Source organism: Fundidesulfovibrio magnetotacticus, assembly GCF_013019105.1.
Lineage (GTDB): Bacteria > Desulfobacterota > Desulfovibrionia > Desulfovibrionales > Desulfovibrionaceae > Fundidesulfovibrio > Fundidesulfovibrio magnetotacticus.
Genome location: NZ_BLTE01000009.1, coordinates 47,762 through 67,504, shown reverse-complemented (window position 1 = coordinate 67,504; position 19,743 = coordinate 47,762). Strand labels below are relative to the sequence as shown.

General features: G+C 69.0%; 17 protein-coding genes. 9 read left to right on the top strand and 8 right to left on the bottom strand.

From position 1 onward, the window contains the following. Positions 1-161: 161 nt before the first annotated feature. Positions 162-1,964, bottom strand: a complete 1,803-nt coding sequence (locus NNJEOMEG_RS10660) for a motility associated factor glycosyltransferase family protein (RefSeq protein ID WP_235956929.1) — start codon at positions 1,962-1,964, stop codon at positions 162-164. A 46-nt stretch (positions 1,965-2,010) separates the two neighbouring features. On the opposite strand from NNJEOMEG_RS10660, the gene NNJEOMEG_RS10655 reads away from it, so the two are divergent. Then, a complete protein-coding gene (locus NNJEOMEG_RS10655; protein ID WP_173084227.1) occupies positions 2,011-4,332 on the top strand; it encodes a cysteine synthase in 2,322 nt (773 codons plus the stop codon). A 199-nt stretch (positions 4,333-4,531) separates the two neighbouring features. On the opposite strand, the gene hisF is transcribed toward NNJEOMEG_RS10655, so the two are convergent. Together hisF and hisH are read right to left on the bottom strand one after the other, a co-directional pair. Beyond that, positions 4,532-5,311, bottom strand: coding sequence for an imidazole glycerol phosphate synthase subunit HisF (hisF, locus tag NNJEOMEG_RS10650; RefSeq protein WP_173084225.1), 780 nt, complete (start codon positions 5,309-5,311; stop codon positions 4,532-4,534). Beyond that, positions 5,301-5,942 carry an imidazole glycerol phosphate synthase subunit HisH gene (gene hisH / locus NNJEOMEG_RS10645; protein WP_173084223.1) on the bottom strand — a complete coding sequence of 214 codons (642 nt, stop codon included), beginning with the start codon at positions 5,940-5,942 and terminating at the stop codon, positions 5,301-5,303. The genes hisF and hisH overlap by 11 nt, the downstream gene beginning before the upstream one ends. A gap of 236 nt (positions 5,943-6,178) precedes the next feature. Here hisH and NNJEOMEG_RS10640 point away from each other — a divergent pair, with 236 nt between their 5' ends. Next, positions 6,179-6,508, top strand: coding sequence for a saposin domain-containing protein (locus tag NNJEOMEG_RS10640; RefSeq protein WP_173084221.1), 330 nt, complete (start codon positions 6,179-6,181; stop codon positions 6,506-6,508). Positions 6,509-6,530: 22 nt separating this feature from the next. Here NNJEOMEG_RS10640 and NNJEOMEG_RS10635 read toward each other — a convergent pair whose 3' ends face one another. From NNJEOMEG_RS10635 to NNJEOMEG_RS10615, 5 genes are all read right to left on the bottom strand, one after another. Next, a complete protein-coding gene (locus NNJEOMEG_RS10635; protein WP_173084219.1) occupies positions 6,531-6,908 on the bottom strand; it encodes a hypothetical protein in 378 nt (125 codons plus the stop codon). Between the two features lie 275 nt (positions 6,909-7,183). Beyond that, positions 7,184-8,746, bottom strand: coding sequence for a sigma-54-dependent Fis family transcriptional regulator (locus NNJEOMEG_RS10630; protein WP_173084217.1), 1,563 nt, complete (start codon positions 8,744-8,746; stop codon positions 7,184-7,186). Positions 8,747-8,750: 4 nt separating this feature from the next. After that, the gene (locus tag NNJEOMEG_RS10625; protein ID WP_173084216.1) at positions 8,751-9,338 is read right to left on the bottom strand and encodes an indolepyruvate oxidoreductase subunit beta; all 588 of its coding nucleotides are present in this window, start codon (positions 9,336-9,338) and stop codon (positions 8,751-8,753) included. Beyond that, positions 9,339-11,180, bottom strand: a complete 1,842-nt coding sequence (gene iorA, locus NNJEOMEG_RS10620; protein WP_173084214.1) for an indolepyruvate ferredoxin oxidoreductase subunit alpha — start codon at positions 11,178-11,180, stop codon at positions 9,339-9,341. A 23-nt stretch (positions 11,181-11,203) separates the two neighbouring features. Continuing rightward, positions 11,204-11,833: a tetratricopeptide repeat protein gene (locus tag NNJEOMEG_RS10615; RefSeq protein WP_173084212.1), complete on the bottom strand. Its 630-nt coding sequence runs from the start codon at positions 11,831-11,833 to the stop codon at positions 11,204-11,206. 168 nt (positions 11,834-12,001) lie between these two features. On the opposite strand from NNJEOMEG_RS10615, the gene NNJEOMEG_RS10610 reads away from it, so the two are divergent. From NNJEOMEG_RS10610 to NNJEOMEG_RS10580, 7 genes are all read left to right on the top strand, one after another. After that, positions 12,002-13,258: a glutamate-5-semialdehyde dehydrogenase gene (locus NNJEOMEG_RS10610; RefSeq protein WP_173084210.1), complete on the top strand. Its 1,257-nt coding sequence runs from the start codon at positions 12,002-12,004 to the stop codon at positions 13,256-13,258. A gap of 23 nt (positions 13,259-13,281) precedes the next feature. Beyond that, complete coding sequence (nadD, locus tag NNJEOMEG_RS10605; RefSeq protein WP_173084208.1) at positions 13,282-13,977, top strand: nicotinate (nicotinamide) nucleotide adenylyltransferase; 696 nt, start codon at positions 13,282-13,284, stop codon at positions 13,975-13,977. Further along, complete coding sequence (locus NNJEOMEG_RS10600; RefSeq protein ID WP_173084206.1) at positions 13,974-15,161, top strand: alginate O-acetyltransferase AlgX-related protein; 1,188 nt, start codon at positions 13,974-13,976, stop codon at positions 15,159-15,161. Before nadD ends, NNJEOMEG_RS10600 begins: the two co-directional genes overlap by 4 nt. Next, on the top strand, positions 15,158-16,036 hold the full coding sequence (locus NNJEOMEG_RS10595; protein ID WP_173084204.1) for a substrate-binding domain-containing protein: 879 nt from the start codon (positions 15,158-15,160) through the stop codon (positions 16,034-16,036). Before NNJEOMEG_RS10600 ends, NNJEOMEG_RS10595 begins: the two co-directional genes overlap by 4 nt. A 166-nt stretch (positions 16,037-16,202) precedes the next feature. Continuing rightward, on the top strand, positions 16,203-17,249 hold the full coding sequence (locus NNJEOMEG_RS10590; RefSeq protein ID WP_173084202.1) for a hemolysin family protein: 1,047 nt from the start codon (positions 16,203-16,205) through the stop codon (positions 17,247-17,249). 147 nt (positions 17,250-17,396) lie between these two features. Beyond that, positions 17,397-17,822, top strand: a complete 426-nt coding sequence (locus NNJEOMEG_RS10585; protein ID WP_173084201.1) for a cytochrome c maturation protein CcmE — start codon at positions 17,397-17,399, stop codon at positions 17,820-17,822. Positions 17,823-17,855: 33 nt separating this feature from the next. Beyond that, a complete protein-coding gene (locus tag NNJEOMEG_RS10580) occupies positions 17,856-19,739 on the top strand; it encodes a heme lyase CcmF/NrfE family subunit (RefSeq protein ID WP_173084199.1) in 1,884 nt (627 codons plus the stop codon). Positions 19,740-19,743: the final 4 nt, after the last annotated feature.

The window sequence follows — 19,743 nt, the reverse complement described above, 5'->3', positions numbered from 1 at the left end:
TCCGCGAAACATCGCCTGCGGCAACACTTACGCAACAGGTGAAGCCCGCCAAGCATAGCGGGAGTCCGGAGGGCGAAGCCCTCGGGCCGTCGGCGGCTTCTCTTCCAACCAGCCCGGGGCACAGTATGCCAAGGCGCACCGGTCCGGGCGCGTCAGTCGTTTCAGGCGGCGGCTTCCTTGCGCGTCACCCCCTGGGGTCCCAGGGCGGCGTCCATCTCCTTCACCTTGTCCAGGCTGCGCTTGAGGATGTCGCGGTATTCCTTCATGTCCGTTGGGGCGTACTTTTCGCGGCACTGGACCATGGCGGCCATGTCCATGATCTCGTTGTAGAGGTAGGGCAGGTAGAGCGGATCCTGCTTGAGGAAGTGGTACACGCGGTTGAGCAGCTGATGGATGTCCTGCTGGTGCTTGCCGGGCTTCTTGAAGAACTTTTCCAACTGCCGGGTGGCGTTGCGCAGGGAGTTGTTCCAGGTTTTGTAGCGCGGCTCGTAGACGGGGCGCACGCGGGGTTGGTTGGCGCGCTTCAGGCTCCAGAGGAAGCGTTCCTTGGCCCCGGGTTCGGAGGTCAGAAGGCCCCGGGCATGGCATTCGTCCACGTCCACCACGCGGCTGCCCTCGATCTCCACGCCGCCGCCGTAAATGTTGTAGACGGGCACCTGGGCCTTGCGCAGGTCTTTTTCCAGGTCGCGCTTGGCCGAGAGGTAGCCTACGTTGGAGTAGATGCGCTGTCCGTGCATGTTGGTGATGTGTACGGTGGTGCTCTGGTCGTTGAGGGCGACGGTCTCGTGGGCGTGGTGGCCGGGGGCATGGGAGCGGTCGGCCTGCCAGGCGAAGTCCTGCCCGGCCAGGATGATGCGGCCCACGCCGGTCCAGGCCAGGAAGCGCGCCAGGGTGACGCCCACGTTGCCGCCGGCGTCGAGCACCAGTTCGTGATCGGGGAACACGTAGGTGGCCAAGCCGCCCATGGTCCACAGGGGAATTCTCGGGCCGGGGTAGTGGTCCACCACCCTGGGGTCCATCTTGGTGGAATAGATCAGGGGCAGGTCCTTGAGCCAGCTGTCGTCCCGGAGCCCGTCGTAGAGGGCCAGCATCTCGGGGCGGAAGTCGATGGCCAGGCAGATGTCGGGCTTGAGGCCCACGCGTTCCAGGGCCGGGAGGGTCTGGAGCGCGGCCGCGTAAAGGGCGTGCCCGGGCCTCTGGGCCAGCTGGGGGCCGATATCGGCCAGGGAGGGCCCCGCGCCCAGGATCACGGCCGTGACGCCCTTCGCCATGTCCTTGAGCGGCAGGAGGCTGCCGTCGTTCATGGCGCGGGAGAAGTTTTTGAGCTCGTTGCCCACCATCACCTCCTGCTTCAGGCGCAGGGTGGCCAACTCCACGGAGAAGTTCTCCAGCTTGCCGCGCGTGATGTGCGTGAGCTGGGCGTACTCGGGGCCGATCTGCTGGGAGGGCAGGTCGTTGCGCAGGTGGATGTTGCCGTAGATCAGCTTGATGTCCAGGCGCTGGATGGCCTGCTCGATCTGGTCGTGGCCGGGCATGACGAAGCGCAGCTTGCCCAGCTTGAGGAAGGGCGTGTAGTCGGTCTGGCCGAGGCAGGCCAGGAGCATGTCCGGGCGGGGCTCGATCACCAGCACTTTGTGGGAATTGGGCGTTCCCGTGAGCAGGTGGTTCAGGCCGTAGCCAAGGTTGACGCCCACGATCACCGTGGCGTCGCGCTCGGGTTTCTCCAACCTACGCCAGTCGTCGTAGAGCGCGGGCAGGGGCGGACACTTGGCGATGAGCCCGGAGCCGTCGTCCATGCGCCAGTCCAGGATGCCCATGTGGTTGACGAAGATGCGTCCGAGCGCGCCTTCGATGTCCGCGACGCTCTTGGCCAGCCACGTGGCCACGGGCTCCTTGAGGGATGCCATGGTCTCCAGGTTGGCGGTGAGGTATTGGTGCAGGGTGGTGTTCATGGCCTCGCTCAAGCAAGTTCCTTGCCAGCCGGGAGTCTTTCCCCTAAATGCCAAGGGCATGGCTCACCCGGACATCCTCTCCCTCGCGGGCGATACGCCCCTGGTCGCGATCCGCAGGCTCAATCCTAACCCGGCGGTCGGGCTGGTCGTCAAGCTCGAAGCCAAGAACCCCGGCGGCTCCATCAAGGACCGCGTGGCTCTGGCCATGATCGACGCCGCCCTGGACTCCGGGGAACTCACCCCGGAAAAGACAGTGATCGAGGCCACTTCGGGCAACACGGGCATCGGGCTGGCCATGGTCTGCGCCGTGAAGGGGCTCAGGCTCACGCTCGTGATGCCCTCGTCGGCCTCGGAGGAGCGCAAGCGCATCATGCGCGCCTACGGCGCCGAACTGATGCTCACGCCCGGCCAACTGGGCACCGACGGGGCCATCGAGGAGGCCTACCGCCTGGCCCGCGAGCACCCCGAGCGCTACGTGCTCATGGACCAGTTCAACAATCCCGCCAGCATCGAGGCCCACTACCGGGGCACAGGCCGCGAGATCTGGGAGCAGACCGGCGGGGCCGTAACCCACGTGGTGGCCACCCTGGGCACTTCGGGCACGGTGATGGGCATCGCCAAGGCGCTCAAGGAATTGAACCCCTCCGTCAAGGTTGTGGCGGTGGAGCCAAGGCCCGGGCACCGCATCCAGGGCCTGAAGAACATGCAGGAGTCCTACCCGCCGGGCATCTACGACAAGCGCCAGCTGGGCGCCGTCGTGGCCGTGGAGGACGAAGAGGCCTTCGAGATGGCCCGGAGGCTGGCCCGGGAGGAGGGCATCCTCGCGGGCATGAGCGGCGGGGCAGCCATGGCGGCGGCCGTGCACCTGTGCGGCGAGCTCGAAAGCGGCCTCGTGGTTGTCATCCTGCCCGACGGCGGCGAACGCTACCTCTCCACCACGCTCTTCGCGCCGCCCCAGGCCCAGGGCGCGCGCCTGAAGGACATCGCCACCGGCAAGCCCGTGCATCTCTCGTCCGGCCCGGCCGGGCTCTACACACCCGGCCCAAGCCTGGACGCCCCGGCCGGGGCCGAGGCCTGGCGGCGCGCCGTAACCCTGGACGTGCTGGCGCGCAGCGTGCGCGCCTCGGGCGGGGAAGCCCTCCTGGCCGTGGGCATGGCCGACATGGACGACCGCGCCCTGGCCGCCGCCCGCGCCGCGTGCGCGAGCCTGGACGCCTGCTCGGAGCAAACCCGCGCGGAGATGGTGGGCCTGGCAGACGACCTGGGCGTGCGCGCCGTGTTCCCGGCGGCCTCGGGGGCGCTCGAGCGCATGCTGGAGATCACCCGCGCCCTCATGCGCAAGGGCCTGTGCTACGAGAAACTTCGCTCGGTCTACTTCGACGTCGCCCGCGACAAGGCCTACGGCAGCCTCTCCCACGCCGACATGGCCAAACTGGCCCTGGGCAAAACCGTGGACCTGGCCGCCTACCTCAAGGACAATCCCCAGGACTTCACCCTGCTCAAGCGCGTGAGCCTGCAGGACCTCAAGCTCGGGCAGGTTGTGCAGACCGAATGGGGCTCCGTGCGCCCCAGCTGGTTCCTCCAGATGGCCGCCTGCCCCCTGGCCGCGCTGCCGCGCGTGAGCGCGGTGCTGGCCGGGGAGGGCCAGGTGTTCCCGGACCTGGAGAACCTGCGCGCCATCTGGAGCCTGGCCGCCGCCACCCGCCCCGAGGCCTGGATGGCCTGCGGCAGCGTGCGCCGCGACGCCGCCGAACCGGACCTGCGCGAGACGGCGCGCGTCATGGGCGGCTACCGGGCCGTGCGCCTGTGGCTGCTCTCGGTGCACTACCGCCGCGCCCTGGACGCCTCGGACAAGACCCTGGCCATGTGGAGCGCCAACTGGCGCAAGCTGCGCGACACCGCCGCCAACCTGGCCCATGTGGCCCACGGCGCGGAACAGGCCTCGGCCGAGACCCTGGCCGCCGTGGAAACCCTGCGCCGCGAGCTGGACCAGGCCGTGGAGGACGATCTCTCCCTGCACCATTTCTGGCCCAAGCTCTTCGCCTTCTGCCGCGCCGCCAACAGCGCCGCGGCCGGGAAGAAGGCCCAGGCCGCCGACGCGGCCGCCCGCCTGGAGGGGCTCAAGGCCGTGGACTCGGTGTTGGGCGTGCTGGACGAATCCCGGATGCCCCTGTCCCGGACCGACTGGCCCGAGGAGGCCGCGCGCCTGGACCGCGAGCGCGAAAAGGCCCGCAAGGCCAAGGACTTCGCCAGCGCCGACGCCCTGCGCGCGGACATCGAGGCCCTGGGTTTCCGCACCGAGGACACGGCGGCGGGCCTGAGGCTCTATGCCGCGCCTCCCGGCCTGCCCGGCGGCGAGGATCAGGGCGCTCAGGCATGATCACCCCGTCAGGGCGTTGAAGCCGCTTCAAGGGAGCCGCGCAGGGCTTGTCGGCCCTGCGGGTGCTCCGCGCTTGACAGCTCGTAAGCGGGGACTCCGGGGCCGACGGGCTCTCGCCTTTCTCGGAAGCGCGAGACCCTGGCCGGAGTCCGCATGTCTGGCCCTGTCGTGGCCGCACCCCTTGACCGGGGCCGAGGCCTTACCAGACCATGCGCATCTTCACGCCCTCGGCGTGGAGGTAGTCCTTGAGTTCCCGGATGGTGTACTCGCCGTAGTGCACGATGGAGGCGATGAGCGCCGCGCTGGCCTTGCCTTCCGTGAGCGCGTCGCGCATGTGCGCGGGCGAGCCCGCTCCGCCCGAGGCGATCACGGGGATGGTCACGGCCTCGCTGATGGTGCGGGTGAGGTTCAGCTCGTAGCCTTCCTTGGTGCCGTCGGCGTCGATGGAGTTCACGCAGAGTTCGCCCGCGCCCAGGGCCTCCACGGTCTTGGCCCACTCGATGGCGTCCAGCCCCATGCGTTTGCGCCCGCCATGGATCACGATCTCGTAGCCCGAGGGGATCTGTTCCGAAACGCCCACGCGCAGAACGTCCATGCCCACCACGATGCACTGGGCTCCGAAGGCCGCCGCGCCCTCGCTGATGATGTCGGGATTCTTCACGGCCGCCGAGTTCACCGAGATCTTCTCCGCGCCCGCCATGAGCACGGCGCGCATGTCCTCCACGGTGGAGATGCCCCCGCCCACGGAGAAGGGGATGAAGATCTGCGAGGCCACCTTCTCCACCACCTTGAGCATGATGCCCCGGCCCTCGGCCGATGCGGTGATGTCGTAGAAGACGATCTCGTCCGCGCCCTGCTCGTAGTAGGCGCGCGCGGTTTCCACGGGGTCGCCGATGTCCACGTTGCCCAGGAACTTTACGCCCTTGGTGAGTTTGCCGTCGCGCACGTCCAGGCAGGGGATCACGCGTTTACTGAGCATTGGACTTCTCCCTGCAGTAGGCGGCGAAGTTGGAAAGAAGCGCGAGCCCCGGACGCCCGGACTTCTCCGGGTGGAACTGCACGGCCCACAGCCCGGGCCTGCCGTGCACGGAGCAGAACTCCATGCCGTAGAACGTCCTGCCGATCACGTATTCGGGACCAGGGGCGGGGTAGTAGCTGTGCACGAAGTAGAACTCAGCGTCCGGGTCCACTCCGGCGAAGAGCTCGCAGGGCTTGGCCAGGGAGACCTTGTTCCAGCCCATGTGCGGCACGCGGATGGGCTGGCCGTCCTCCTCGGTGAGGCCCGGGTTGAACAGGGCGCACTCGCCGGGCACGATGCCCAGTGCCTTGGTGTCGTTTTCTGCGGAGTAGTCCAGGAGGATCTGGCAGCCCACGCAGATGCCCAGCATGGGCCTGCCCGCATCCACGATGCGCTTGAGCACCAGGTCGAGCCCGGTGCTCGTGAGGTGGTCCATGGCCTGTCCGGCCGCTCCCACTCCGGGGAAGATGACGCCCGTGGCCGAGAGCAGCGTCTCGGGGTCCGCCGTGATGGCGCAAGGGATGCCTAGGTAGTCCAGGGCGCGGCGCACCGAGGTCTGGTTGCCTGCCTTGTAGTCGAGAATGGCCAGCATGTTGTCCTCCCGTGGCCGGGTGCTAAGGGAAAACCGCCTCCAAGGCAAGGGCGCGGCGGCCAGGAAGCTCCGGGCGCGGGGGGAGCGTCCGGGCCTCGGGGAGGGCTTTGGCGGCGTTCGCGGGGGCGTCGCGCGGGCCTGCGGCGCTTCGGGGCGCCCTCCCGGGGTTGCGGCAGGCCCCCGGGGGGCCTATTCTCGGCGCGCGGCGCGAAAAGGCCGCGAGAAAGGAGAATCCCATGAAACGCGCCTTCCCGATGTTTCCCCTCGCGCTGGCCCTGGCGGCCGCGCTCGTTCTGACCGGGGAGTCGGCGCGCGCCCAGGGGGGCTACCTGGAGTGCACGGCCTGCCAGCTTGTGCTTGGCCTCGTGCAGGCCTCCATGGGCGACGCCGACGCCCTGGCGGTGGACGCCTCGCGCCAGTGTTCCCTGTTGGCCCCGGCGGATCGCGCTGCCTGCGAGGCCTTCTACGCCTCCATGGGCCCCAAGTTCCTCAAGGCCTTCCGGGAGCGCCTGAAAAAGGGGGAGACCCTGGAGGGCGTCTGCCGCGCCATGAGCTACTGCCGCTGACGCGCCGGTGCTAGGGGGCGGCTCAGCCCCGGCCCTGCTTGACGTGGGTCCTGGCCTGGGCTTTCTCCGGGCGCTTCTCCAGGTGCTGGTGGCGGTTCACGGCGCTCTTGGCCATGTCCTTGATGATGCGCCGCAGGTCGGACTCCTTCCAGGCCTCGGCGAAGCCCGGGGTTTCCAGCAGGGCGGGGGAAAGGGCGAAGCCCGTGGGGTGGGCCGTGTCCAGGGAGACGCCCTGCGGCCCCACGGCCCCGGGTTCGCCAAGGGCGTCGGCCAGGAGCGTGGCCACGGTCTCCGAGAAGGTCCGGCGGACGTCCTCGGCGGTGGAGGCCCGGTCCAGGCGGTCGCGGTAGCCGGGCAGGGCGGCCTGTTCGAGGCGGGTGAAGGACAGCTGCTTGGTCATCCATACCTCCTTGGCGCGGAGGCTCCGCGCATGTTCCCTCATAGCATAAAGCGGACTCCGGTCAAACTCTCCCGCGTGGCAGAGGCGTTCGCCGCCGATGATGGGCGAAGGCCGGACGCTCCGCTCGCGCCGGGCCTTTCCCGCGCGGCTCTCCGGCAGGTGGCGATGGCTGCCCCTGCCTTCTCCTGATGTCCGCGAAGGAAAAGCCGTTCCCGGAAACAGAAACGCCCCGGGCCGTAGCGGGCCGGGGGCGTCCGTCTGGAGTGAACGGAGCGCTATTTGCGCTTGCCGGGGGTGTAGCGCTTGGGGTCGATGCCGTGCTTCTTCACCTTGTAGTTGATGATGCGGTAGCTCTCGCGCAGGTCCTTGGCGGCCTGGAACATGTTGCCCTTGGCCTTTTTGAGGGCCTCGATGAGCAGCTCGCGCTCGAACTGGTCCACGGCCTCGCCGAAGGAGAGGGTGGCCTCGGTGTTGGAGCTTTCGGCGGTCTGGAGCGTGGGGGGCAGGTGGTAGGCGCGGATCACGCCGTCCTCGGTCTGCAGGAAGGCGCGCTCCATGCAGGAGTGCAGCTCGCGCACGTTGTCGGGCCAGTGGTACTGGCTGATCAGGTCGATGGCCGGGGTGGAGATGCGCTTGAACTCCCGGCCCAGGGAACGGGCGAACTCCTCCAGGAAGAATTCGGCCAGGGGGAGCACGTCGCCCGCGCGGTCGCGCAGGGGCGGGACGTAGATGGAGACCACGGCCAGGGCGTAGTAGAGGTCTTCCAGGAATTCGCCGGAGCTCACCATGTCTTCCAGGTTGGCGCGGCTTCCGGCCACGATGCGCACGTCGAGCTTCAGGGGCTGGTCGGCCCCGAAGCGGGTGGCCGATCCCTCCTGGAGAAAGCGCAGCAGGCGCTGCTGGGCGGCCAGGGTCAGCTCCTCCACGTCCTCGATGTAGAGCGTGCCGCCCTGGGCAAGCTCCAGCTGGCCGCGCCGCGACTGGGTGGACCCGGCGGCCTCGCCCTTCTGGACGCCGTAGAGGGCGCGCTCGATGGCCTCGGGCGGCTCGGCGGAGCAGACCAGGCGCAGGAAGGGACGCCTGCGCCGGGCGCTCTGGTTGTGCAGGGCCTTGGCCAGGTATTCCTTGCCCGTGCCCTCTTCGCCCAGGAGCAGCACGGGGGAGTCGTTCTGGGCGGCCTGGTCCACCTGGCGCAGCACCAGGCGCATGCTTTTGGAGACGGCTACCACCTTGTGCTTGCGCTGGGCCTCGGCCACGGCCTGGGGCTCGGGGCGGGGCTTGGAGCGCGGCTTGTAGAGCTCGTCGCGCAGGCGCTGGGCCGTGATGGCGAACACGCTGGCCGCGGCCATCATGAAGTCGCGCTGGCGCTCCAGGAACACGGGCGGGGCCTTGGGCACGTCGGCGCACAAAGCGCCCATGGACTCGGCCCGGCCTTCGCTGCGGCTGCCGGGCACCAGCACGGGCACGCAGATGAAGCAGAGGTTCTCCAGGTCGCTGGCGGGGCGTCCGTAGAAGTCCGGGTGGTCGGCCATGTTTTCGATGATCACGGACTGCCGCGTGGCCATCACCTGCCCCGTGGCCAGGGGGCCTGGCCCCTGGGGCGCGCCGAAGAAGGCCTCCTGCCCCCGCGAGAGCGAGAGGCGCTGGTTGGGCATGGGCACGTCGAGCAGCTCCAGGTAGGCCCTGTGGTAGGACATGGTCTCCACGAGCCGGGCCAGCATGGCGTCCAGGCAGTCCCTGGCGGGCCTTGTGGGCACGGCCTCGTCGAGCATGGCGCGCATGGCCGTGAGGAACCTCTGGGAAAGACCCTCGCCCGAATGGAAGCTCAGGGGGCCCATGGGATCAGGACTGCGCGGCCCCGGCCCCCAGCGCCAGGGCTTTGAGGTTTGTTTCCGCCAGGGCGGGCTTGAGATACTTGCGCACCGAGCGCTCCAGGGCCTCCATGCCGAAGGGCAGCGCGCCCACGGCGCAGGCCGCGCCCAGGAGCACCGTGTTGGCGCTCTGGGCCGATCCGGCCTGTTCGGCCAGCGTGCGGCAGGGCACGAAGAGGGCTTTGGAGGCGGCCGCCTGGGCTTTGGCCCGCACGGCCTCCAGCTCCGGATAGGCGGCCTTGCCCGTGGCCACGGAGAGCGGGGGCAGGGCCTGGGAATTGGAGACCACCACGCCGCCGGGCTTGAGGTAACACAGCGCCCTGAGGGTCTCCAGGAGCTCGAAGCCCAGCAGGAGGTCCGCCTCGCCGTGGGTGATCTTGGGGCTCATGTAGCCCACGAGCACCGTGGATTCCACCACGCCGCCGCGCTGGGCCATGCCGTGGATCTCGCCGCTGGTGACGGGCAGGCCCTCGTCCAGGGCCGTGAGCGAGACGAGCTTGGTGGCGGTCAGGGTGCCCTGTCCGCCCACGCCGGTGAAGAAGATACGCGCGCGCTGCATCTAGGCGCCCCTTTTCTTGGCCTTGAAGGATTTGTCCAGCTGCAGGCAGTACATGCAGCCCGAGCAGAGTTCTTCGTCCACGCGCACCTGGCCGTCCTCCTTGACGAAGGCAGGGCAGGCCAGGGAGTTCAGCACGTCCAGGCAACCCTGGCCGGACTCGGCCGCCACGGCCACCTGGGGCTTGCCCTTGCCGGTGGTGCGGCGCTCGTGGATGACGCAAGGGTCCTGGAAGATGATCACGCGCGGTCCCTTGAGGGCCTTCATGGCCTCCAGGGCCTTGCGCGAGGCCTTGTGGTTCAGGGGCGACACGGTGATCACGTGCTCCACGCCGCAGGCCTTCACCAGGGGCTCGATCTCCACCTTGCGGGGGTTGGGGCCGAGCGCCGTGGCGTCCACGCCCGGGTGGGGCTGGTGGCCGGTCATGGCGGTGGTGCGGTTGTCAAGGACCACCACGAGGATGTCGTGGTCGTTGTGGACGGCGTTGATCAGGCCGGTGACGCCGGAGTGGAAGAAGGTGGAGTCCCCGATGAAGCCGATGGTGGTCCTGCCGGAGGCCGAGGCGAAGCCCGATCCGGTGGAGACGCTCGATCCCATGCAGAGCAGGAAGTCGGCCATGGAGAGCGGCGGCAGGAGCCCGAGGGTGTAGCAGCCGATGTCGGAGGAGTAGAAGGCCTCGTCCCCGAAGACCTCGCGTACGGTGTAGTAGGCCGAGCGGTGCGAACAGCCCGCGCAGAGGTTGGGCGGGCGCATGGCCAGCCCGCCCTCGGGGGCGCAGTGCTGCGGAGCGTGGCTCTGGCGTCCCAGCGCCTGGCGCAGGGCCTGGCGCACCATCTGGGTGGAGTATTCGCCCCAGAGCGGCAGCGCCTCGCCCTTGCCCAGCACCTCGATGGAGATGCCCTTGCGCTGCGCCAGGGCGCGCACGTGCTCTTCCACCAGCGGGTCCAGCTCCTCCAGGACGAGCACCTTTTCGAGCCCTTCCATGAAGGAAAGGAGCAGGCCGTCGGGCATGGGGTAGCTCAGGCCCAGGTCCAGCACCTTCACCGAGCCCTCGATGCCCTCCTCAAGGAGGGCGTCGCGCAGGTAGCAGCGGGTGACGCCCGAGGCGATGACGCCCAGAGTCCCCTGGCCCGAGACCTTGTTCCAGGGCGAGGCCTCGGCCTCGCGGCCGATGGCGGCCAGGCGGTCCAGGAGCTGGCGGTGCTGCACCCGGGAATGGGCCGGGATGGGCACGTACTGCTGGAGATTGCGCGCGAACTCCTTGCGGGTCTTCTGGGCGGGCAGCGAGCCCAGGGTGACCGGCCCGCGCACGTGGTTGACGCGCGTGGTGGTGCGCAGGAGCACCGGCTGTCCGGTGCGCTGGGCCAGGAGCAGGGCGTCGCGGGTCATGTCCTTGCATTCCTGGGCCGTGGCGGGCTCGAAACAGGGCAGTCCCGCCAGACGGGCGTAGTGGCGGTTGTCCTGCTCGTTCTGGCTGGAGTGGCAGCCCGGGTCGTCGGCGGAGAGGAGCACCAGGCCCCCCGGCGCTGTGATGTAGGAGAGCGTGAGCAGCGGGTCCGCCGCCACGTTGACGCCCACGTGCTTCATGGTCACCAGGGTGGGCGTTCCGGCCAGGGCCGCGCCCGCGCCCACTTCCAGGGCCACCTTTTCGTTGGTGGAGTATTCGAAGCGGTAGTCGCCGTCGCGGCTCATGCGGAAGAAGGTGTCGGGCACCTCGGAGGAGGGCGTGCCGGGGTAGCAGCTCACGAAGCCGACGCCGCCTTCGAGCGCGCCGCGCACGATGGCCTCGTTGCCGAGCAGGAGCAGCGTCTCGCCGGGGGTCTGTGCCAGCAGGGGACTGGGCATGGAACGAAACCTCGGAAACGGAGTTATTTGGTCTTGGCCTTGATCTCGGTGATCTTCGCCTCGAACAGGGCCTTGTTGCCGCCCTCGGCGGCCTCGCGCAGGCGTTCGTAGGCGGCCAGGGCCTCGGTCCAGGCCTGGGCGTCCTCGGCCACGGCGGCCAGCTGGCGGGCCACCAGGGGCTGGAAGGCCTTGGGGGCCTTGGGCATGAAGTCCGCCAGGAGCTTCACGGCCTGGGCCTTGTCGCCGGCCTGGGCCAGGGCGGAGGCCTGCCCGAGCACGGCCAGGTCCTTAACGCCGCCGGGCGCGGCCAGAGCGAGCTGGTTCCAGGCCTCGGCGGCCTTGGCGTGGTTGCCCTGCTCGGCGGCGGTGCGGGCCAGTTCCAGAAGCGCGGCGTCCTTGGTGGAGGCCGGAGCGGTCTTCACGTAGGCCTCCAGGGCGCTCAGGCGCTCGGGGCCGGTCTTGGAGGCGATGATTGCGCCAAGGTCGTTCTCGGCCTGGGCCTTGGCCTTCTTGGCGTAGGAAGTGTAGGCCGCGTAGCCGCCTACGGCCAGCAGGGCCGCCACGACAGCGGCGATCAGGGTGCGCCAGTTGTTGCCCAGGAAGGAGGCCAGGGGGTTGTCCTGCCCGCCGCGGTCGAAGGAGATGTCTGCCATGGTGTGTGCGCTTCGTTGGTGGTTGGAGGATTGAGGAAGGCCGGATCGGTCCGGCCGGGCCGAAGTCAATCCCTCTAATCCCAAAGCCCGGCCCTGTCAAAAGGCCCGCGTTGACGAAGGGGCGGCCCTGAGGCTAGTTTCACGGGTCGAAGAAATCCGGAGGACACCATGAACATTCAGGAGCGTATGGAGGCCCTGGCCCGCGAGGCCAGGCAGGCCGCGCGCCTCATGGCCAAGGCCCCTGGCAGGGCCAAGGACGCGGCACTGACCGCCCTGGCGGGGCTGTTGGAATCCGAAGCCCCGGCCATCGCGGCCGAGAACGCCCGGGACATCGCCAAGGCCGAGGCCTCCGGCATGGACGCCGCCAAGCTCGACCGCCTGCGCCTGACCCCCAAGGTGCTCGCCTCCATGGCCGCCGCCTGCCGCGACGTGGCCGCCATGCCCGACCCCGTGGGCGCCATCGAGACCATGTGGCAGCGACCCAACGGGCTCATGGTGGGCAGGATGCGCATCCCCTTGGGCGTGGTGTGCATGATCTACGAGTCGCGCCCCAACGTCACGGTGGATTCGGCCATCCTCTGCCTCAAGGCGGGCAACGCCGTGGTGCTGCGCGGCGGCTCGGAGGCCTTCCACTCCAACATGGCCCTGGCCTCCCTGGTGAGCCGCGCCCTGGTTGAGGCCGGGCTGCCCGGCGGCGCGGTGGGCATCGTGCCCGTCACCGACCGCGCGGCCGTGCCCATCCTGTGCAAGCTCGACCAGTACATCGACGTGATGATCCCCCGGGGCGGGGAGAGCCTCATCCGCTCCGTGGTGGAGGCGGCCACCATGCCCGTGCTCAAGCACTACAAGGGCGTATGCCACCTCTATGTGGACGAATGCGCCGACCTGGACAACGCCCTGGCCGTGGTGGAAAACGCCAAATGCCAGCGTCCCGGCGTGTGCAACGCCCTGGAGTGCCTGCTGGTGCACGAGAAGGCCGCCCCCGTGCTGCTGCCCCGTCTGGCCCGATCCCTGGGCTCGCACGTGGAGTTCCGCGCCTGCGAGGCCTCTCTGCCGCTGCTCGGCCCCTCCGCCAAGCCCGCCGGTCCCGAGGACTGGGGCTGCGAATTCCTGGACTACGTGCTCGCCGTGCGCCAGGTCTGCTGCATGGACGAAGCCCTGGACCACATCGCCGCCCACGGCTCCAACCATACGGAATGCATCCTCACCGCGGACCACGCCCGGGCCATGCGCTTCCTGCGCGAGGCCGACGCCTCCATGGTGGGCGTGAACTGCTCCACGCGCTTCAACGACGGCGGAGAGCTGGGCCTCGGCGCTGAGATAGGCATCAGCACCTCCAAACTGCACGCCTACGGCCCCATGGGCGTCAAGGAACTCACGGGTTCCAAGTTCGTGGTGCTGGGGCAGGGGCAGGTGAGGACGTAGATGACCCGCAGGGGCGAGCGCACGTGAGCCCTCGCCTGGGGGTGCTGGGCGGCACGTTCAACCCCGTGCACGTAGGGCATGTGCGCCTGGCCCTGGAAATGGCCGAGGCGCTCGGGCTGGACGGCGTGGAGATCGTGCCCGCCGCCAGGCCGCCCCACAAGCCCGAGGAGGGCCTTTTGCCCTTCGAACTGCGCCTGCGCCTGCTGGAGATGGCCCTGGGGGATCTCGAGGGCGTGCGCGCCAACTCCATGGAGGCCGGCCGCCCCGGTCCCTCCTACACCGTGCACACCCTGGAGGAGTTGGCCCGGCGGCGTCCCGGGGACGAGCTTCACTTCATCCTGGGATCGGGCGATCTGCTCACCCTGCACCAGTGGCGCGACGGCCACCGCCTGGGCGATCTGGCCCACCTGGCCGTGGCCGGGCGCGACCGCCACGGGCGCGACGCCGTGGCGGACTATCTGGCCTCGCGGCCGGAGCTTGGCTATGCCCCGGCCGGTCCCGGGCTCTGGGAGCGCGCCTCGGGCAGGCGGCTCGTCCTGGTGGACGTGCCCCGGCTTGACATCAGCGCCTCCTTTGTAAGAGACCGCTTCCGGCGCGGGTCCAACCTGCGCTTCCTGCTGCCCCCGGCGGTGGAGCGGGAGCTTGCGCGGCTTCGCCCGCGGTTGTTGGAAATCTGGCGCGAGCGCGCTCCATCTCCATCCGTGAAGGCTCATTCGTGAACCACTCCCCCCCGGGCCGTCGCCTGATCGCCCTGTGCTCCTCGGCCCTGTTCTGCCTGGCCATCGCACTGCCGCTCTCGGCCCAGCTCCTGCATTTCGCGCCCCGCGAGAAGCTGGGCGAGGCCACCAGCACGCCTTTTCCCGAGGCCGCCCTGAACCCCGCAGGCATCCAGGCCGTCTGCCGCGCCCTCACGGGGGGGTGGCTCGACAAGAACTTCCCCTTCCGGGGCATGCTCATCCGCTGGCACAACTTCACATCCACCAGCCTCTTCGGCTCGCTCTCGGGCAACGCCCCCGTGGTGGTGGGCAAAGAAGGCTGGCTCTACCTTGCCAAGGACAGGGGCATCGACCTCGAAGCGGACCACAGGTCCGTGGCGCCCCTGACCGCGGAGGACCTGGACCGCCTGCACGCCGTCTACGCGGAACGCCGCGCCTGGCTGGCCGAGCGGGGCATCGCGTATCTGGTGGTGATCGCGCCCAACAAGAGCTCGGTCTACCCCGAGCACCTGCCCGCCTCCTGGGATCAGGCCGGGCGCACATCCCACCTGGAACAGGCCGTGGAGCGCTTCCGCCGGGACGGCTCCGTGGACCTGCTCGACCTGCGCGAACCCCTGATGCAGGCCAAGGTCGGCCGCGAGGTGTTCTACCGCACCGACAGCCATTGGAACGCGTACGGGGCCTTCCCCTCCTACCAGGCGATCATCGAGCGCCTCGCCCCGCGCTTCCCGGTCCTCAAGCCCATGCGGGAGGAGGACTTCATCGTCCAGGAATACGCCCACCTGGGGGGCGATCTTTCCTTCATGGTGGGGCTGGAGGACCTCGTGCTCGACAACAAAGTGCTGTTCTTCGCCAGGAAGCCCCTCAAGGCCAGGGGCATCACCCCCGGGGCCGTCCGGCCGGGCTATGTGCAGCCCGCCCAGGGCTCCGTGCGTGAAGACGCCTCCCTGCCGCGCGCCATCTTCTTCCACGACTCCTATTTCTGGGAACTGGTGCCCTTCCTTGGCGAGCACTTCAGCCGGGCCGTCTACGTCTGGGTGCGCCCGGGCCTGCGCGGGGCCAAAAGCCTTTTCGACAAGGAACTCATCGAAAAGGAGCGACCCGACGTGGTGGTGGAGGAGATCGCCGAGCGGTTCTTCCTGCAGGGGACAATGCCTCCCCGCGAGATCAAGGAGGGAGCGGAATGAGACGCCGCGCGCTTCTTGCGGTCTGCCTGTCCCTCTGGACCCTGGCCTGCCTTCTCCCCGGCCCGGCCCGTGCCGCCGGGGACCCCCTCGATGCCTTCAGGGGGCTCTCGGGCGAGTTGCGCGTAACCGGCAGCGACGTTGGCCTCGTGGCCGCGCGCGAGGCCGCCGAGCGCATCACCGCCGCACATCCCGGCGTGACCGTGAGCTTCACCATGACCGGGGCGGGCGTGGGTCTCTCCCGCGTGCGCCTGCGCCAGGCCGACATCTGCCTCTTCGACCGCAGCCCCCGGGCCGTCACCGGCCCCGGGGCCTCGCTGGAGTTCATCCCCTACGGGGTGGACCCGGTGGCCGTGGTGGTCAACTCTCTCAACCCCGTGGAATCGCTCGACACGGCCACGCTGCGCAAACTCTTCGCGGGGCTCGTGCCCCTCTGGAGCGACGCGGGCGGCGGCGCTTTCCCCGTGATGGCCGCCTACATGGAGGCTTCGGAAGAGGAGGGCAGGCCCCTGACCATGCCGCGCACAGTGAGCCTCTCCAGCCAGCCGGCGCTGCGCTTCACGCTCATCCGCAACAAGGAGATCCTGGGCTTCATCAGCGTGCGCGACCTGGACGCCGCCATGAAACCGGTGGCCGTGGACGGCCAGGCCCCCACGGTCCGCAATTTCCTGGAGGGACGATGGCGCATCTACCGCGTGATGCACCTGGCCGCGGCCCGGGACGCCCAGCCCCTCGCCCGGGCCTTCGCGGACTATCTGCGCGGCCCCGAAGGCCAGGCCATCCTGGAGCGCGCCGGGCACGTGGCCCTGGCCCGCAAGCCCGACTGGGAGAGCGCCCTGCCCGTGGACCAGCCGGATGTGCTGGCCTCGGGGCAGTGAGGCGCACTTTACATCAACGGCAAAATGTTTAGACTTGGCTCTGACCCTGCTTCAAAAGACATCCATCCTAACGGCGGCCCGCCGCCACCGACCCATGATCACGCCATGAACCACTCCGGCGGGGACATCCCCCCGCGACCATTCCCCCCGATGACGGTGGATCGCCATGTTTGAACTCGTCCTGGCCATCGCCGTCGCCCTGGTGCTCTCCTGTTTCTGCTCGCTTTCGGAAGCGGTGCTCTATTCGTTGCGCTGGAGCTGGATCGAACGCATGCGCGCGGAAGGCAAGCGTTCGGGCGAACTACTCTACCAGATGCGCATGAGCATCGACAAACCCATCACCGCCATCCTCACCGTGAACACCATGGCCTGCGCCGCGGGCGCCACCGTGTCGGGCGCGCTGGCCGTGGGCGTGCTGGGCGAAGAGAACCTTGTCTGGTTCACCGCCGCCTTTTCCGTGATGATCCTGGTGTTCGGGGAAATCCTCCCCAAGACCGTGGGCGTGGTCTACGCCCGGCCCCTGGGGGCGGTGCTGGCCCAGCCCCTGCGCCTGATGGTGGCCGCGCTCACGCCCGTGGTGTGGGCCAGCGGTTTCCTCACGCGGCTGGTCACCGGGCGGGCCAAAGGCCCCGACGCCTCCGAGGACGACATCCGCGCCATGGTGCGCCTCACCAGCAAGGCCGGCAAGATCAACGCCCTGGAAGAGCGCTCCATCACCAACATCCTGGCGCTGGACACCCGCACCGTCCGCGACGCCATGACCCCGCGCACCGTGATCTTCTCGCTCCCCTCGGACATGACCGTCAGCGAGGCCCGCGAGGAAAACCCCCTGTGGTCGCACAGCCGCGTGCCCGTCTACGAGGAGGACGACCCCGAAAACATCGTGGGCGTGGTCCTGCGCCGCCAGGTGTTCGAGGCCCTGGCCAGCGACCAGCACGACATCAGGCTCGCCAGCATCATGCAGCCCGTACAGTTCGTGCTGGACACCATGAGCCTGGACAAGGTGCTGCTGAACTTCATCGACGGACGGACCCACCTCTTCGTGGTTCTCGACGAATACGGCGGCGTGAGCGGCGTGATCACCCTCGAGGACGTTCTGGAAGAGATTCTGGGCAAGGAAATCGTTGACGAGACCGACGAGGTCGCGGATATGAGGGACCTCGCGCGCACCCGGCGCGAAAAATTGCTGCGCGACAGGGCAGGCATGCGATAGTCCTTGCCATGCGGCTTGGTATTTTCTAGGAATAGTTCCTGTTTAACGGCCGGTCCGGCTTGCCGCGTGGGGCAGCCTGCCGGAGGCCAGCGCCGGAGGGCGCACGGCCGTCCACCGGGACGGCGGCGCGCGCGGCAAGGAGCGAACATGGCGGGCGGCAGCAAGAAAGGCGTGTACGCGGCGGCCCTGGCCCTCTTCCTGGGAGGGCTGGGCTGGCTTGTGTACTCCGGGCTGGACGAGGGTTCCGTGTACTTCCTCAACGTGAGCGAGGCCCTGGCCATGAAGCCCGAACAACTGGGCCAGGCCCGGCTCTTCGGCACCGTGGCCGAGCAGGGCGTGGAACCGGCCGTCGGCGGCCTGGGCGTACGCTTCACCCTGGTGGACAAGGACGACCCCGCCAAGACCATTCCCGTGGACTACAAGGGGGCCGTGCCCGACACCTTCAAGCCGGGCGTCGAAGTCATCGTGGAGGGAGGCGTGAAGTCTCCGGGCGGCGTCTTCGGGGCCTCAACCCTCATGACCAAGTGCCCCTCCAAGTATCAGAAAGAGAACCGCAAGGAATCCAAGGGCTAACCGGCCCATCAAGCGCCTTCCGAGGGAGGTTGTATGCATCTGGCCGCCCACTGGGCGCTTTTGTTGTCCCTGATCGGCTCCCTGGTCCTGGCCGGGCTGGCCGCCTGGCAGATCGCCAACCGCGAAACCGGCAAGCTGGTCTGGTTCGAGTCCGGCATGGGCGTGGTGTTCTCCGTGCTCACGGCAGTGTCCGCCATCCTGATGGTGGCCCTCTGGAAGCGCGATTTCTCCTATGAATACGTCTACAGCTATACCGACTCGGTGCTGCCGCTGTTCTACGCCCTCACGGCCTTCTGGGCCGGACAGGCGGGGTCGCTCCTGTTCTGGGCGTGGATGACCGCCTTCTTCGGGCTCGCCTTCTCCATGACCCGAAGCTACGAGAACCTTTCCGAAGAGACCCGCCTGCACTACTGGCTCTTCTTCCTCACCGTGCAGGCCTTCTTCCTCCTGCTGCTCACGGGGCCGAGCCACCCCTTCATCCGCCTGGCCCCCGTGCCGCCCGACGGAAAGGGCCTGAACCCGCTGCTCCAAAATCCGGGCATGATCTTCCACCCGCCGCTGCTTTTCATGGGTTACGCCGGGTTCACCGTGCCCGGCTGCCTGGCCCTGGCCGCCTGGGCCACGGGCGAAAAGACCTCCTGGATCAGGGCCACGCGCGGGGTCACGCTGGTCTCCTGGGTGATGCTCACGGCGGGCATCGTCCTGGGCTGCTGGTGGGCCTACATGGAGCTGGGCTGGGGCGGCTACTGGGCCTGGGACCCGGTGGAAAACGCCTCGCTCATCCCCTGGTTCGCGGCCACCGCCGCCGTGCACACCGGCATCATCGAGACCCGGCGCGGCTCGCTCAAGCGCACCAACGTGCTGCTCATGGCCGTGACCATGCTCCTGTGCTTTTTCGCCACCTATCTGGTGCGCAGCGGCGTCATCGAGTCGCTCCACGCCTTCGGCGAAGGCGGCGTGGGCAGGCCGCTGCTCACCTTCATCCTCGCTGGCCTGGGCGTGAGCCTCTGGGTGGCCGCCACGGGCCGCCCCGCCGCGCCCGCGCGGCCCATGGACGTGCTGTTCTCCCTGCCGGGCATGCTCCTCTCGCTGGCCTGGCTCATGCTGGCCTGCGCCCTGGTGGTGTTCCTGGGCACCTTGTGGCCCGTGATCTCCAAACTCTGGAGCGCCAACCCCGTGGGCCTGGACGCCACCTTCTACAACCGCGTCTGCACGCCGCTCTTCGTGCTCACGGGCGTGATCCTGGCCTTCTGCCCCTGGCTGGGCTGGAAGGAGGGCCTGCGCCAGCCCCGCTGGGCCCTGGCCGCCCTGGCGGCCATGATCGTCTCGGCCGGAGCCTTCTGGGCCCTGGGCTACCGCAAGCCCGTGCCCCTGGTGGGCATGGCCTCCGGCGTGGCCTCACTGGTGAGCCTGGCGGCCCTCCTGGCCACCAGCCCCGGCGCGCGCAGCCCGCGCGGCGGCCTGGGGGCCTGGCTGCTCCACGCCGGACTGGCCATGGTCCTGGTGGGCGTGGCCTTCTCGGGGCCGTATCAGGATGCCAAGGAGGCCGTTGTCTCACCCGGCCAGACCTTCGAACTCCAGGGCTACAAGATGACCTACAAGGGGCTGGAGGAGGTCTCCAACCCGCGCTTCTCGGGCGGCAAGGCCCTGATCGTGGTGGAGAAGGACGGCAAGCCCCTCGGCGAGCTGACCCCGGAACGCCGCATCTACCGGAACTTCCCCCAGCCCTTCGCCGAGGTCTCGGTGATCCCCTCGCTGGGTGTCGAACTCTACGCCACCCTGCTGGCCTTTTCGCCGGACCGTAGCGCCAGCCTCAAGGTGAGCGTGAACCCCCTGGTGAACTGGTTCTGGATCGGCGGCGCGCTCATGTGCGTGGCGGGCCTGCTGGCCATGGTCCGGCGTTCCGGGGAGGCCTAGGCCG